Origin of the sequence: Vibrio xiamenensis (genome assembly GCF_900100015.1) — a bacterium.
GTDB classification, from domain to species: Bacteria; Pseudomonadota; Gammaproteobacteria; order Enterobacterales; family Vibrionaceae; genus Vibrio; species Vibrio xiamenensis.
The window spans coordinates 141,641-158,118 of record NZ_FNDD01000005.1; the positions used below are offsets into that span (position 1 = coordinate 141,641).

Consider the following 16,478-nt stretch of genomic DNA (forward strand, 5'->3'; position numbering starts at 1 on the left):
GTATTAACTTTATGTTGTGTTGTTTATCCCTCCACTTTTAAAACACGGGAACGCATATGAAACTCAATACCCAACAATATGAACCTGTATTTCAAAATCATCAATGTCACTTAAGTGGTTTTGTCGAAAGTGTGATGAAAGCAAAAAATACGTTGAAATTATTCATCCCGCCCCTATCACTATTGTGCGTTCAAAATTTCATCTTGCCTTATGACATAAGGGGTTATTCTTGCTATTAAAAAAAATCTGCATTAATTCAAATTCATCAACACGAAAATAAATGGAATAAAGATCTGATTTTTCAATAAGAGTAAATCCGTTTTAGATCTCATTTATTTATTTCTAACAAAAAATTTAATCCTCAAAATAAAAAAGCCCCAGGTGAGTGACTCACCAAGGGGCTTTTCAAATTTAATTAATCAATTATTGATTATAAATTTCAAACTCTGCAATTTGAGGACGGTCACTGGCCGAATTAATCACAAAGCTTACTTTTGATGGTTTCACATCATCAAACGTGATGGTTTCTGGAACTGTGGTGCCTTGTGCTAACGTAGCGCCAGTATCGTGGTTGACTAATGTCCACGACGTTACTGTCCCCTCTGTACCCGCAAGTTCGATGATCTTAACGGTGTTAAACACCACATCCAAACCTTTGACGTTGATGGTACCTGTAGTGCCTTTTGGTGACCAATAAGTGGTGGTATCACCATCAGTCACTTTGCTGTAACTGGTACCACTGTACTTGCCGTCGCCGTCTGCCGAAGCATCGAGAGCGAGGTTATCGCCAAGATCAGTACTGGTGCTTGTCTCTGAACCCGTCGACGACTCTGAACCGGTTGACGTCTCGTCGCCAGTACTCGATTCACCGTCAGTGGTACCACTGTCGGTTTCTTCGCTGGTTACGCTGCACGTACCATCAGACACAGCAAGATCGGTACCTGCGCCTGCAGTGGCCAAAATCACCTCTGGTACACAGTCAGCGTCATCTAACGTATAGTCATAAGGAATGGTGATCGACGTGGTCGAGACTGGATCTGGACCTGCTGGGTGCATCTTAGACGCATCGTCTGACCACTCTACATCGTCAAAAACGTTGCCACTGACATCCCAGTAACCCATATCATTGGTATAGAAAGTACCAATCGGGTTCTTTGAGTCTTTAAAGTAGTTGTTTTCAGCTTTGATTTGACCACCAATGCGCGGGTTCATACCCGACGAAATCAAACCATTGTAGTAGTTGTTGTAGGCGTGCGCCGTGGCATGACGAAGAAGTGGCGTACGAGAGTTGATGTTCTCATAGTAGTTGTGATGGAACGTCACTGGACCATTGTTGTCATCACTATCGCTTGAACCAACCAAGCCACCACGACCAGAATTACGTAAAATGCTGTAAGAGAGTGTGACGTATTTTGAGTCTTTTTTCATATCGAATAGCGCATCGTAGCCATCCGATTCACCGCCGCTCGCTTCAAGCGTAACGTGGTCAACCCATACGTTGTGAACATCACTTTCAAGACCAATCGCGTCGCCACCGTTTGACGTTGGCGAGCCGGATTTTTTCACGTTACGCACGTGCACGTTTTGAATAATGATGTTTGATGAAGAGCGAATATGAATACCCAACTCGTCAAATAAGGCACCATCACCCACACCAATCAGCGTAACATTGCTGATCTCTTTCAGTTCGATGCGGTCAGCCGCTGTATTACAGCTATCGCCCGATACTTTGGTGGTGTTGTCGTGATTAATGGTTCCCTCAACTTGAATAATAATCGGCGTATCACTGCTTGCACGATTACATAATGCTTCGTGGATTGCGGTCCCGGTGGTCGCATAAACCACTTCACCACCTTCACCACCTGTAGTTCCGCCATTTTCACTCGCATACCCAGTCGCAGCCAACGCCGAATGGGAAGCTAGCGCCACACACATAGAAAGTGCCGACAAAGCAAAATGTTTCTTTGACATTGTATTTTTCATTTTATATTCCATTAATAATTATTTATTTCTGTTTACAAAGTATTGGCACGAAAATGCGCTCAATAAAACTTCGTTCTGTATGAAAGTAAATAAATCCGAACTCTCGAAAAAGAATTCAGTGTGAATGGTATGGAATAATAAAATAGAATCAATTTAATAAATTATATTTTGGCTATTATGTGACAATCAGCCCAACACATTTATCACTTAAATAATAAATATAAAATTAATCAGTTAAATAAACAAAACAATGTCAAATAAATGCAATTTTTTAATTAGGTGACATTGTCATCCTTAAATAAAGTTAAAAGTTCTATAAATAAAAAACACAAATTAAAAAACGCCACACCGAGATTAACAACATGGCGTTTAATAAAATTATGCTATCTAATCAATATGGTTTTTAACCAGCATCCAAATAAAGATTGGCGCGCCAATAGATGTGGTGACGACACCAAGAGGCAGCTCTGCAGCGTGCAGTGATGTTCGAGCAATAATATCGGCAGCGACCAAAAATGCGCCACCACACAGTGCTGACAAAGGCAGCAAATATTTATTTTCCGTCCCCAGCGCCATGCGTAATAGATGTGGAATCACTAAGCCAATAAAGCCGATCATTCCCCCCAAGGCCACTGCACCTCCGACTAGCAGTGATACCGCCAGAATTAACTTCCAGCGTACAGCAGCAATATCCACGCCGAGCTGTTTAGCATGAACTTCGCCCATCATTAATTTATCGAGCACTTTGCCTTGCAAGCACAGCCAAATAATCACGGGCAACATAAACAAGGTGACCAAATGCTGAGACCAGCTTATTCCGCCAATACTACCCATCAGCCAATACATCAACTGACGCAGACTCAAATCATCACTGAAATAAAAGGCCCATGTCACAATCGCGCTGGATAAAATACCCAGCGCAACACCGATCAATAATAGCCGAGTGGTGGTTAACCCTTTGCGCCGCGCTACACTGACTAAAATTAAGGTGAACACCATTGAGCCGATCATAGCGGCAAACATAAAGCCAAGTGGCGTCGCGAGCACCGGAAAGAAAAACAGTAAGCCAACCATCATCACGCTTGCACCACCGGAAATGCCAAGCACGCCAGGCTCGGCCAGTACGTTCCCCAACAGCACTTGCAAACTAGCGCCAGACACCGCCAACGCCGCGCCAATAATGATTGCCGCACACAACCTTGGCAGACGTAATTGCATCACCAACTGCTGCTCAAGCGGTGTGGGAGTATGAAACGGGGAGATAAAGATTTCGCCGACCATTAAATAGCAGGCCGAAAACAGCACCAAGCATCCCGCAGCGATGACAAGAGTGTTGAGCCAGCGGCGCTGCTTGCGATAGATAAGCTGATTGTAATTCATAGGGTGACCATATTATTGAATATGGTTTATCTGAAAATTGAATGGCTTAACGATACCGTTAAGCCATTCAAATAGAAAGTCAAACCTTGTTAATCGTAGATAACTTGGTCGTCTTCAAAGCGAATTTTGACTGGGCAGACCATCAACGCCGCACGCTGACCGATTGCAACATGGCGATTTGGGAAGACTATCGCCTCACCTTCATTTTTCGCCATCAGCGGCTTATCGCCATCGTGGCCAAACACTTCGCCATGTTTGAATGACGTGAAGTTTTCCACTTCATCATCAAACAGAAAATCGAAATCATCATGCAAACGCACCAAAGTGCGACTGACGCGATACATGGTTGCTTTGCGCGGCAAATGCTCCGATTGTACCCCTGAAATCAAATCTCGCAGCGAGATATCAAATGCTATCAGACGGTCTAAATCGTTCTCGCCGATACGCGCAACGCGACCAAGTTCGACGGTCAATGCCTGCGCAGAAAAGTGTTCAGCGCTGTACCAACTAAAGGTACTGGCCGGCGCGTTAGAAAACATCACCGCTTCAATATGGGCATTTTCAATAAACTTCATCAGCGCGCGGCTGCGAACCGGGTGGCGCACTTTCGGGCTTACCGCAAAGGAATAATGTTTAGATAAACGAATCGCGCAGTGTAAGTCCAGGTGCCAACGGTTTTGCTCTGCTGTCCCTTGGTAAAAATCACTCACGACTTGTTTTAAATCTTGGGCAATCGAAAGCTCTAAACTTGGCGAATAGGCTTTCTCATCAAATAAGCGATTAAGATTCTCTTCCAAAAAGCGAGTATGCTCATTGGTTGCTTGTGGATGCGCAATAATAAATAGGCAACGATGACGCAGTTTGGCAAACCCCGATTGGATGTCATCAATGATTTTATCCACGATTTCCATCGGCGCCGTTTCATCACCGTGAATACCACACGAGATAATAATATGCTTACAATTCTCATCAAACGTGCCAGGAATCACCTCCAACACACCACGGCGATGGAGTTTAAATTGCGTCCCTGAATCGAGAGTCCATTCACCCGTCGGCGCATTCTGCTGTAAGTCTAAGCTGTCAAAAAGAAAAGATTGGCGAAACAGAGATTTTGTCATGCACGGCTCCTTTATTGCGCAGACGGTATGTTATGGAATTATATGCAAAAAGTATGTTGCGACGATCTCACTTATCGACTTGCTTAGCGTGTTTGTTCATAAAACCATCAACGAGACTTTTCATCTATCTTATACCCGCAGCGGGCAATAAAAAATGCCAAGTGGAATCACTTGGCATCGGAATAAACGCAAAGTCGAGCTTAGTTTTGGTTAAGCAACTGCTCAAACAAATCGATTTTTTGTTTCACTCGATCGATACTCTGTTGCCAGAAATCGGCTTGGCTCAAATCCATACCAAGGTGTTTTTGCACCACCTCTTCGGCCATCATCGAGCCAGTATCACGCAGCAAGCTGATATAACCTGGGTAGAAATCTGCGCCTTTTTCATCGCGCTGAGCATACACACCCAAGCTAAACAAATAGCCAAACAAATACGGGTAGTTGTAGAAACTCACTTCAGAAATACTAAAGTGCAGTTTGCTGGCCCAGAAATACGGATCGGTTCTGTCCATCGATTCGCCATACCAAGTTTTCCAAGCACTGCTCATCAATTCGCAAAGCTCGGTTGCTGATAGCTCGCCATTTTGACGCTGCTCGTAAAATGCTTTTTCGAACTCAAAACGCACCGGAATATTCACCATCAGCGCGTAGCACGACGACAACTCTTCCCACAGCATTTCAAGCTTCTCTTCACGAGTTTGTGCTTTATTGAGCAAGTAGTCGCGAACGATGGTTTCGGCAAAAATCGAGGCGGTTTCGGCCAACGTCATTGGATAGCGAGTTTCACACAGCGGCATGTCGCGCATCACCCAGTTATGGAATGCGTGACCAAGCTCGTGCGCCAAAGTCATAAGATCGGAACGGCTGCCACCCCAAGTCATAAACACCAGCGGCGAGCGCGTAGCAGCAAACTTGGTGCAGTAAGCGCCTAGGCGGCGGTTATCGCTTGGCGCAGCGTCAATCCAACCATTTTCCATCATGGTATCGACAAACTCGGCCATTTCGGGCGCGACATCGACAAAGGCCGCTTTAATGATCGCAATGGCATCGTCAAAGCTGTAAAGCTCTGGCGCTTGGTCGGTTAAACTCGGCATACCAGCCAAGTGGTTCCAAGGTTTCATCGAGTCTAAACCGTGCACTTGGGCCATCAATTGCCCCGCTTTCTGCCCGACCTCACGGTTGGCTTTGGCGCACGCCATCATGGCGTCGAGTGTCGCTGACTGAATGCGGCTTTGATGCAAACTTGGGTCAAGGAAATGCACTTTCTGCTTGGTCGAACGTTTCTGGTATTCAGTCAAACGCCAACCCGATAACGCGTTCAAAATCGCAGCAAAACTTTCTTGATGGGTTTTCATCGCCGCTTGGATGGCACGCCACGCCAACGGCTGGCGTTTAAAATCCGTGCCATACAAAATGCTGGCTGCTTGGGAAAAACCCATCACTTCTTGAGTGCCATCATCGTGTTGAAGTGTCACTTGCAGTGAACCCGTCAAGTTATCGTAAAGGCGCCCCCACCCATCGCGACCATCGACCTGCATGGCAGAAAGCAGCTGCTCTTGCTCAACACTGAGCTGGGTCTGCGCCTGCTCGCGCAGACAAGCAATCAAAAAGCCTTGTCCTGCCACATCGCCACTTTCATGATTTAACACTTGCTCGATAAAGCTATCGTCTGCAGTGGCAAGCACATCTTGATACGGCGTATAAGCCTGAGCCAATTCAGAACTGAGTTTGGCAACGCGTCCAGATAGCGCTTTGGCGCGAGTGTGGGTCGCATCCACTGACGAGTGGCATGACGCAAACGTGCTGATGGTCGACAATAGCGTGCCTGCTGCTTCGCGCGTTTGAATCGCATTTTGCATCACTTTTAATGACTGGCGATTAGCTACGTGCTGATTGAGCACGTCAATGCATTGACTGATGAGGGCGATATCTTGTTCAATTTTGCCATCATCCAATCCTTGATAAGCAACAGAGAGATTCCAACTCGGTGCGTTCATCCTTCATCCTTTTGTATTAGCTATGTTATTGGTTTGATTATATTACGAATATCGACGACTTTACTTAGCGAATCACGATTAAGGTCAAATAGATAAGCAGCTCCATCAATTGCTGAGCCGCGCCGAGACAATCACCGGTAAAGCCCCCTAACCGCTTGTTGAGCCACCACTGAAACAGCAGACGAAAAACCAGTGATATAACAAATAAAATCGCAGCCAGCTCGACGTTCCATAATAAACAAGGGATCGCGCCAGTCAAAATGATCACCGCTAAATCGATTTTGGTCTGCCGAGTCGCTAAGGGTTTACTTTTGCTGCTGTCCGGGTCGCTGACATAATCCATATTATAAATCAGTGATACTGCCACCGAGCGGCTCAAGGTATAAGCGACGATCCAGACCGGCAGTAATGAACCCAGCTTGGCCAATTCGCTCAAAAAAACAAATTTCCCCATCAGCGCCATGATTAACGCCGCCGATCCATAAGTACCGATTCGGCTGTCCTTCATGATGGTCAGACGGCGCTCTAGAGTCATGCCGCCACCAATGCCATCAGCCATATCCGCCAAGCCATCTTCATGAAAAGCGCCGGTCAGCATCAAGCTGGCAAACATGGTTAAAAATATCGCTACTTCCGGTGAAAACAGCTGAATCGCCAGATGATAAATTTGGGTGCACAAACAGCCCAAAAACATTCCCACTAAGGGAAAATAACGCCCAGCACGATTCATGCGCTCTTCAGAGTACGGAATCGCTGGCGGCGTTGGAATGCGCGAGAAAAAACTCAAAGCCAGCCAAAACAGTTCTACCTGATATCGCAGCTTATCCAGCATTACACCGTCACTCCCGCATCAGCGAAACTGGCCATGTTGTTATAAAATTCTGCCGCGGCTTTGACTAACGGCACCGCCAGTGCGGCACCAGTACCTTCGCCCAAACGCAGCGATAAATCGAGTAGCGGCTCGGCATTTAAGCGTTCCAGCACCAAACGATGCCCTTGTTCATGGGATTGATGGGCAAACAACATGTATTCGCGGCAATCCGGTTCAATTAACGTTGCGCAATACGCCGCCACTGAAGTAATAAAGCCGTCCACTAAAAGTGGAATTCGCGCATGGTAAGCACCGAGACAGCCACCGACCATCTGTACGATTTCAAACCCGCCTACTTCACTTAGTACGGTTTCGACATCAGCGCCCAGACAGCGCGAGACGCCCTGGCTTACGACGTGAATTTTCTTCTCGACTTGCTCTGGGGTAATGCCGGTGCCACGCCCAACACAGTCGCTGACACTGGATTTCGACAACGCAGCAAAAATGGCTGACGCGCTGCTGGTGTTGCCGATGCCCATTTCACCAAACATCACTAAATCGCAGCCGCGTTCAACGGCATCACGCACCGCTTGTTCACCCAAGGCTAAACCTTGTTTGACTTGTTCATGGCTCATAGCGCTCGCGCTGGCAAAGTTTGCCGTGCCCGCGCCAAGACGTTGCACAATCAAATCAGAATTCTCGCCCTCAATCGGTTCAATAATGCCGGCATCGACCACTTTTAACTCAACCTGATTAGCACGCGCGAAACAGTTGATGGCCGCGCCGCCATTAAGAAAATTCAGTACCATTTGGCGCGTAACATCACTTGGCGCAATACTGATGCCTTCCGCCGCGACACCATGATCGCCTGCAAACACTAATACGCTTGGATGGTCAATATCGATATTAGTGACAAGGTCACCTTTTGCATTACTTTGAATCAGCGCCAGTTGATGAGCAACGGCTTCTAACTGACCGAGCGAGCCAAGAGGTTTGGTTTTGAGATTAATACGTTGCCAAATCGCATCCGAATATGACTGGTCTAACATGGGGGCTCCTATTGTGGTCGTACGATAGAGAAGGTGCGCTCAAGCACGGCGTACTCTCCACCACCTAAACGTGATAAAGGATCCAGCGCCAGCGCATCTATTTTCAGTCGCTGCTGGGAATCATCGACGACCTCGGGGTTAATATAAATGGTTTGAATTTCTGCAAAGATCAGGGTTTGCGGCGTATCACCAATTTCTTGGGTCTGATACAAACTACAGCCAAATGCCACTGAGCAATCTTTTAATCTGGGCAGCACAAAGCCATCAAACTCGACCAATTCGAGTTGGCTATGAGTGACTTCCGAATCGCCATGCTCAAGGGTTGCCGCGGTCGTCGTGACGTGCTCAGCCGTGCTCACTGAGGCAATGTGAATCACCATATGCTGCTTATCGATCGCGTTACGTGTGGTGTCTTTGATGTCTCCATTTGGCTTTTTGCCAACTGAAATCATTAGCAAAGGAGGGTTACTCGACACGGGGGTGAAATAGGAAAACGGTGCCAGATTGTAGTTATGGCAACCTGAATCAGTCAGAACCCAAGCAATTGGACGGGGAATCACAGTTTGAGTAATAAGATGGTAAAGTTCGCTCGTTGCCATGCTTTGGGCATCAATATGCATCGTATTTCCTTTCGTTGCTACTGATAAAATTCTTTCCAAGTTTATACCGGAATCAATGGTTTAACTAGACTCATCAACAAGATAAATGCCATCAAATACGTTGCATCGCCTCTTTGAATGATGCATTGCGGCATTTCAGCATTGGCGTAATTTTCGAGTTTGAGTCGTTACATAATCTAAACCGGCGACCATCTTAGGTCGCTCAATGCCCATGTTGCGCGAAAAAAGATCAAATATTAAACAACTTAGGATTGAATTGTGGTTAAACGATGGCATCATTTAACTTACAGTTTGGCGATAAGTTTGCATTTTTCGTATCGATTTACCGAATGTTTACCGCCATTGACTACATTTGCACCATGGCATTGGAGGCCATATGGCAATAAACCACGATCACAAAGCAGTGATTGTCGCTGGCGGTTCTGGCCTAGTTGGATCAGAACTGGTCAAGCAACTACTGGATAGCCCTTCGATTGAACACGTTTACGCTTTGGTAAGGAAACCTATGGTATTTCAAAGCCATAAGCTGGAATGTTTGGTCACACCCGATCTTCTGATTCACACCTGGGACGAAGATAAAGTCGCGCCAACACTGGGCTTCATCTGCTTAGGAACTACCCTCAAACAAGCGGGTTCAAAATCAGGACTGGAAAAAGTCGATTACGAATTGGTGTGCCAAGTTGCGCAAGAGATGAAGGTGCTCGGCGTGAAAAAAATTGCCGTGGTATCCAGCCTTGGCGCATCTATTCGTTCTTTTTCACACTATCTGCGCTGCAAAGGTAAGATGGAACAAGCGATACGCCAAGTGGGGTTCGAACACATTACCTTTGTGCGCCCAGGCCCACTGGTTGGATTGCGAGACACGCCGCGTCGCGGTGAAATCATCACCAACGGTTTACTTAAAGTATTACGTCCACTGTTGATTGGACGATTAAAGAACTTCATCCCCATCCGCGCATCGAGAGTCGCTCAGGCGATGATCTATAGCCTATTTCAAAGCACCGATAAGAAAGTCGAAATTTATCACAGCGCCGAAATTAAACAGTGGCTTAAACAGTACAAATAACCACCAGCTTGAGCATTAAACGAAATAACTAGATTAATTTACCACCATTTAATAATTTTTAATTATATTCAAGAGCAAAAGCGTCTTGGCGCCCGCGATAAAAACCGTTACTTTCCCTTGCTCTTTTTATTCAGGCATCGAATTCTCGATGCCTGATTTCATTTTAGTCAGTTAAGGAATTCATTATGTCACTTGCAGTTATCGCAGCATTAGCGGTATTTGTTGGCATCCTATTCTTGGTGTTCACTCAACAGCAAAAAAACCATTCGTTATCACGCCTTGTCCTTATGGGGCTGGTTTTAGGCAGTGGCTTTGGCCTAGCGTTACAACTTATTTTTGGCGAAGGTAACCCCGCGATTAACGAGATCCTAGATTGGGTCAAAATTGTTGGCAGCGGCTACGTTGGCCTACTTAAAATGGTGATCATGCCACTGGTGCTGGTGTCGATGATTTCCGCAGTAGTGAAACTCGAAAAAGGCGGCTCACTGGGTAAAATTTCCGGCTTAACCATTGCCGTTTTGCTATTTACGACAGCCATTTCCGCACTGATTGGTATCGGTATTGCTCAATCGTTTGGTCTAAGTGCCGAAGGTCTAACTGAAGGCGCTCGCGAAACTGCTCGCATTGCCGTACTGGAAAGCCGCTCTCATGCTGTCAGTGACCTAACCATTCCGCAAATGCTGATTAGCTTTATCCCAACCAACCCATTTGCTGATCTTACTGGCGCACGTTCAACCTCAATTATTGCTGTGGTGATTTTTGGTGTGCTAACCGGCATTGCCGCGCGCAAAGTCATGTTAGAAAAAGCCGAACTTGAGACGCCAATTCGTACCTTTATCGATGCGATTCAATCTATCGTGATGCGTTTGGTTAAAATGATCATGGCGCTAACCCCATATGGCATTGCCGCATTGATGGCGAAAGTGGTGGCAACATCGAGCGCCTCAGACATCCTTAACTTACTTGGTTTTATCATTGCCTCTTACGTCGCGATTGCGCTGATGTTTGTGGTACACGGAATTTTGGTCTCTTTGGTTGGTGTCAGCCCTAAAGCGTACTTTAAGAAGATTTGGCCAGTACTGACGTTTGCATTTACCTCGCGCAGTTCTGCGGCCACGATTCCGCTAAATGTTGAAGCGCAAATCACTAAACTAAACGTACCACCTGCGATCGCCAACCTATCAGCATCGTTTGGCGCAACTATTGGCCAAAACGGCTGTGCGGGTATCTATCCTGCAATGCTGGCTGTTATGGTCGCGCCAAGTGTGGGTATCGATCCAACCAACATTCAATTTATTTTGTCTTTGGTTGCCATCATCACCATTAGCTCATTTGGTATTGCTGGTGTCGGTGGCGGTGCAACATTTGCCGCGCTGATTGTACTGCCTGCCATGGGGTTGCCTGTTACCATCGCAGCGCTGCTGATCTCAATTGAGCCTTTAATTGATATGGCGCGCACCGCTTTGAACGTTTCTGGCGCGATGACCGCTGGTACCATCACCAGTCGCGTACTGAGCAGTAAAACCAGCGACGCACAAACTCAGCAAGCGTAAACCATTTAGCAACCAACTACGTATAAGGCTGAACCGCGAGGTTCGGCCTTTTGTTTATTTAATATTCGACTTTTGGTCAAAAACTTAACACACTGAAGTTAGTGCAAGAGAATGACTCAGCAGATAATTGCATTACATACCGGCCCCATTAATCACCACTAAGGGAAAAGAAATGCACTATCAAACGCCACCGACGGTGAAAATTCCATTAGCAGAATTGATGCTATCACTGACAACAGCGCTGGATATGACCGAAGGTCAGCCACCAGAGCATTGCATTCGCGGTTGTTGGATTGGTATGGCGATAGGTAAAGCGCTTGAGCTTAATGAAGCCGACTTAAACGACCTTTACTTTACGCTACTGCTTAAAGACGCAGGCTGCAGCAGTAATGCAGCGCGCATTTGCGAGCTCTATCTCTCCGATGACCGATCATTTAAGCGCAATTTCAAAACTGTCGGCACCAGTTTGTCGAGTGTCCTTAACTTCGTGATTCATAATACCGCCGTTGGTCGCAACTGGGTTGAACGCATTACCACCACCATTGACGTGTTAAAAAATGGCCAAACCTACGCCAATGAACTGATTGAAACTCGCTGTACGCGCGGCGCCGAAATCGCTAAACAATTGCGTTTTAGCGACGAGGTGGCTGAAGGCGTTCAAAGCCTGGATGAACATTGGGATGGTTCTGGGCGACCAATGCAAAAACGCGGTGTAGAGATCCCGCTCTATTCTCGTATTGCGCTTATCGCTCAAGTCGTCGATGTGTTTCAGATCGAACATAACCTCGAAGCCGCGGTTGAGGAAATCAAAAGCCGGCGAGGAACTTGGTTTGACCCATTTTTAGTCGATACCCTTTGCAGCGTGGTGCAAGATCCTGAGTTTATCGCAGGGCTCAACAGCTTGAATATCGTTGAACGTGTGATGACACTGGCACCGGCGCAAGCACAAGTACTGGTCGACGATGATTACTTTGACTGCATTGTTACCGCTTTTGGCCAAATCATCGATTCTAAAAGCCCTTATACTGGCGGGCACAGTGAACGGGTTGCGGTATACAGCACTCTGATTGCCAATGAGCTTGGTTTAGACGAAACTGAAACCCTATGGATAAAACGCGCCGCGCTGCTGCATGATTTAGGCAAACTTGGCGTCAGTAACCGAATACTGGATAAACCAGACAAACTGAGTGAAAAAGAGTGGCTGGAAGTCAAACGCCATGCTGAGCTTACCGAACAGATTTTAAGTAAAATCACGCCACTCCATGAGTTTGCCCGTTTAGCGGCGTCTCACCACGAGAAACTTGACGGCAGCGGTTACCCCAATCAGCTGACTGAAGAACACATTCCGCTGTTTACGCGTATTATTACCACCGCCGATATCTTTGACGCTATTACCGCAGAGCGCCCTTACCGAGGTGCGATCCCTGTCGATAAGACCCTGAGTATTATGCAAAAAAACATCGGTACTGCCATTGATGAGCGCTGCTTTAAGGCGTTAAAAACAGCCCTAGATAAATTACCTAGCCAATACCAATTTGTCGCTCATGCTTCAGAGGCAGATTTACAAATCGCAGCCAAATAACCTAAGCAATCACCACCGCCCGAGGCGGTAGTTTAGAGCTGACAATAAAAAACCTCTCATGCATGAGAGGTTTTTTTGTTTACATCGCGGCCATCAAAGTTTCAAATTATTCACAGCGGACGAAACGTTTTCTGCGCCCTTATAGATTTCATCCATAATGGCTGACACTTCAACAATGCGCTGGTTGGTGTTGTTGGAAAAATCCGCCACTTTTGCCATAGATTTGGTCACATCATCGGTGAGTTGAATATTTTTATGTACGACTTCGTTAATCTCTTCGGTCGCCGATGAAGTGCGAGTCGCCAGCTTTCTGACCTCTTCTGCGACCACCGCAAACCCGCGACCTTGCTCACCAGCGCGCGCCGCTTCAATCGCAGCGTTGAGTGCAAGTAAATTGGTTTGGTCAGCAATGCCTTGAATGGTTTTGACGATTTCTGAGACATCTTTTGATAGCGCCACGAGTTGATTGAGTTGTGCTAATGACTGCTCGATACTGTGTGTAACTTGATCCGACAAGTCCACCGAATCTTGCAGCGCCTTGTTACCATTGAGTGCCACTTGCGACGTTTCCACTGAGGTGCTGTAGGCAATGCCCGCGGCATCGGCGGTATCTTGTTCACGGCGCACATCCAAAGTGATATCAGAGGCAAACTTAACCACTTTATACACTTGGTGTTTGTCGTTAAAAATTGGGCAATAGGATGCTTGAATCCAAACATCTGCTCCTGAAGATGACTTGCGTTTAAAACGCCCAGAGAAGGCTTCACCCTTGGCTAAGCGGCGCCAAAAATCCGGATTTTCCTGATAAAAATCGTCGAAACACAGCATGCGGTGCGGCTGACCTTTAAGCTGGTTTAAGCTATACCCCACCGCATTGAGAAAACCGTCGTTTGCCGAAATGATGGTGCCATCAATTTCAAATTCAATCACCGCAAAGGTTTTATTCAACGCAGTGACTAGTTCCTCTTGGCGTCGAGCCTGCAAACTTTGCTCGGTCACATCAGCGGCAATTTTCATCACACCTGTTACTTCGCCATTTTCCGTCACCGGGAAATAAGTGGCCTCAATCATGATCTCTGAGCCATCTTTTTTAATGCGTTTAAACGTACCGGCCTGTGCGATACCTTGATTCAACGATTTCCAAAATTGGCTGTAAGCTGTCGAGCGCGCGTACTCCGCATCACAAAACATTTTATGATGCTGCTTCTCAACGTCTTCATGTTGATACCCTAAAGCATCTAAAAAAATCTGGTTGGCATGAACAACAGTGCCATCGGTGTTGAATTCGATCGTTGCCATATGGTCTCGAATCGAGTTCAACATGTTATCTGTACGAGATGGAACCTGAAGGTCTGTGTTTTTTTTATTTTTAAAAAACATATGAAACGCCCTGATAAAATTAAATGCTAAATTAGCAATTTATAAAATAGTTATTAACATAAACTGCACATTTCAATAAGTCACTCGACTTGTTGTTATAAATGTTAATAAAAATATATAATATTACAGATACTTATTTGAAGTTTATAAAACTCTAATTGAAAGGTCATTTTCAGCATTCACTCTTTTTCAAAAATGAAACAGCGTTTTTGCCTTCATTACTTTGCTTGTTTTCCTAACCTGAAATTTAGCCTAAGTAGTTATTTTCAATAGAACATCGTGCCATTAAAATTACGTTCTTAACGGTTAACCTGTGTTGCGGCAAAAATAATCAAATTGATTAATTTTAGCGCTACAAATTTAAGTTTAGACCCAAAGTAAAAATGCGCCTTTTTGCGCTGAAAAAAGTACACACATTTTCTCGCCATATGAATATCACCAAGTGCATTGCTATGACTGCGCGGCAATGGTCTAATACCAAACATTACAAATTCAGTGATTTGGTATCCCAACATGCAACAAGAGCAACAGCCTACGTTTTTCTTTTTCGACTACGAAACGTGGGGAACCAGCCCAGCAAAAGACCGCCCTTCTCAATTTGCTGGCGTGCGTACCGATATGGACTTCAACATTATTGGTGAACCTCTTGTTATATACTGTCAACCGCCAGCAGATTATCTTCCGTCTCCAGAAGCCGCATTGATTACCGGTATCACACCGCAAAAAGCCGCGCAGCAAGGCTTACCTGAACCAGAGTTTATTGCCCAAATCCATCAACAACTGGCGACACCCAATACTATTAGCCTTGGCTATAACAGCATTCGCTTTGATGATGAAGTCACTCGTTATACCTGTTATCGCAACTTTATCGACCCATACGCTTGGAGTTGGCAAAATGGCAATTCTCGCTGGGATTTGCTCGACGTACTGCGCGCTTGTCACGCGCTGCGCCCAGATGGTGTTGAGTGGCCAGAAAATGAAGACGGTTATACCAGCTTTAAACTCGAGCATTTGTCGGTGGCCAATGGCATCGAACACGCGAATGCCCACGATGCGATGGCCGATGTTATCGCCACCATTGAAATGGCAAAGAAAGTCAAAGCGGCGCAGCCAAAACTGTTTGACTACTTTTTATCCATGCGCCACAAACGCAAGCTCAATGAACTTATCGACATCGTCAACCTAATGCCGCTGATGCACGTTTCTGGAATGCTGGGTCGTGAATGCCAATACACCAGTTGGATTGTGCCTGTGGTGTGGCATCCGACCAATAAAAACGCCGTGGTCGTAGTGGATCTTGCCAAAGATCCGCAACCACTTTTAGATTTAACCAGTGAAGAACTGCGCGAGCGACTCTACACCAAACGCAGCGAACTCGGCCCAGATGAATTGCCTGTACCAATTAAACTGGTGCACCTCAACAAGTGCCCGATTCTCGCCCCAGCCAAAACCCTCACCGCCGAAAACGCTGAGCGCATTGGTATTAACCGTGAACAGTGCTTGCAGCATTTGGCATTAATTCGCCAGCATCCTGAGATTCGAGAAAAGCTTAGCGAACTCTATTCAGTGGAGCGCGAATACGAACAAAACGGCGATGTCGACACTCAGCTCTATAGCGACTTTTTCTCGCCAGCCGACAAAGCAGCCATGGATATTATTCGTCAGACTGATCCCAATAATCTTGCCGCGCTCGACATCACTTTTGACGATGAGCGTATCGCGCCGCTGCTGTTTCGCTATCGTGCGCGCCACTTTCCATGGACGCTCGATGAAACCGAACAACAAAAATGGGCGGCGCATTGCCGTGATTATTTTGAAACCCGTCTTGAAGACTACATGCTGAATTTGGAAAACCTCGCTCACGAGCATGAAAGCGATACGCGCAAAATAAACCTGCTTAAAGCAGTTTATCAGTACGTTGAAAAACTGGTTTCTTGAT

Annotated in this window: 12 protein-coding genes; 4 read left to right on the forward strand and 8 right to left on the reverse strand. The window is 46.1% G+C overall.

Translation table 11 applies throughout. The features are described from left to right. Positions 1-423: 423 nt before the first annotated feature. The 7 genes from BLS03_RS06220 to BLS03_RS06250 all read right to left on the reverse strand — a co-directional run bounded on the left by BLS03_RS06220 (position 424) and on the right by BLS03_RS06250 (position 8,958). On the reverse strand, positions 424-1,983 hold the full coding sequence (locus BLS03_RS06220; protein ID WP_093270945.1) for a pectate lyase family protein: 1,560 nt from the start codon (positions 1,981-1,983) through the stop codon (positions 424-426). A 387-nt stretch (positions 1,984-2,370) separates the two neighbouring features. Next, a complete protein-coding gene (gene btuC / locus BLS03_RS06225) occupies positions 2,371-3,363 on the reverse strand; it encodes a vitamin B12 ABC transporter permease BtuC (protein WP_093270948.1) in 993 nt (330 codons plus the stop codon). 89 nt (positions 3,364-3,452) lie between these two features. Continuing rightward, entirely contained in the window at positions 3,453-4,481 is a 1,029-nt protein-coding gene (locus BLS03_RS06230; protein ID WP_093270950.1) for a succinylglutamate desuccinylase, read from the reverse strand. Between the two features lie 200 nt (positions 4,482-4,681). Next, on the reverse strand, positions 4,682-6,478 hold the full coding sequence (locus tag BLS03_RS06235) for a M3 family oligoendopeptidase (protein ID WP_093270954.1): 1,797 nt from the start codon (positions 6,476-6,478) through the stop codon (positions 4,682-4,684). A gap of 64 nt (positions 6,479-6,542) precedes the next feature. After that, positions 6,543-7,310, reverse strand: coding sequence for an adenosylcobinamide-GDP ribazoletransferase (locus BLS03_RS06240; protein WP_093270957.1), 768 nt, complete (start codon positions 7,308-7,310; stop codon positions 6,543-6,545). Beyond that, the gene (gene cobT / locus BLS03_RS06245) at positions 7,310-8,338 is read right to left on the reverse strand and encodes a nicotinate-nucleotide--dimethylbenzimidazole phosphoribosyltransferase (RefSeq protein WP_093270960.1); all 1,029 of its coding nucleotides are present in this window, start codon (positions 8,336-8,338) and stop codon (positions 7,310-7,312) included. Before cobT ends, BLS03_RS06240 begins: the two co-directional genes overlap by 1 nt. A gap of 8 nt (positions 8,339-8,346) precedes the next feature. Beyond that, positions 8,347-8,958 carry a flavin reductase family protein gene (locus tag BLS03_RS06250; RefSeq protein WP_093270962.1) on the reverse strand — a complete coding sequence of 204 codons (612 nt, stop codon included), beginning with the start codon at positions 8,956-8,958 and terminating at the stop codon, positions 8,347-8,349. Between the two features lie 376 nt (positions 8,959-9,334). Between BLS03_RS06250 and BLS03_RS06255 the strand changes: the two genes are divergently transcribed. From BLS03_RS06255 to BLS03_RS06265, 3 genes are all read left to right on the forward strand, one after another. Next, entirely contained in the window at positions 9,335-10,024 is a 690-nt protein-coding gene (locus tag BLS03_RS06255) for an NAD(P)H-binding protein (RefSeq protein WP_093270965.1), read from the forward strand. Positions 10,025-10,209: 185 nt separating this feature from the next. Next, positions 10,210-11,577, forward strand: a complete 1,368-nt coding sequence (locus BLS03_RS06260; RefSeq protein WP_093270968.1) for an L-cystine transporter — start codon at positions 10,210-10,212, stop codon at positions 11,575-11,577. A 172-nt stretch (positions 11,578-11,749) separates the two neighbouring features. Continuing rightward, positions 11,750-13,159 carry an HD-GYP domain-containing protein gene (locus tag BLS03_RS06265; RefSeq protein ID WP_093270971.1) on the forward strand — a complete coding sequence of 470 codons (1,410 nt, stop codon included), beginning with the start codon at positions 11,750-11,752 and terminating at the stop codon, positions 13,157-13,159. A 93-nt stretch (positions 13,160-13,252) separates the two neighbouring features. Here BLS03_RS06265 and BLS03_RS26270 read toward each other — a convergent pair whose 3' ends face one another. Beyond that, the gene (locus BLS03_RS26270) at positions 13,253-14,539 is read right to left on the reverse strand and encodes a methyl-accepting chemotaxis protein (RefSeq protein WP_093270973.1); all 1,287 of its coding nucleotides are present in this window, start codon (positions 14,537-14,539) and stop codon (positions 13,253-13,255) included. A gap of 513 nt (positions 14,540-15,052) precedes the next feature. Here BLS03_RS26270 and sbcB point away from each other — a divergent pair. After that, positions 15,053-16,477, forward strand: coding sequence for an exodeoxyribonuclease I (sbcB, locus tag BLS03_RS06280; protein ID WP_093270978.1), 1,425 nt, complete (start codon positions 15,053-15,055; stop codon positions 16,475-16,477). Position 16,478: the final 1 nt, after the last annotated feature.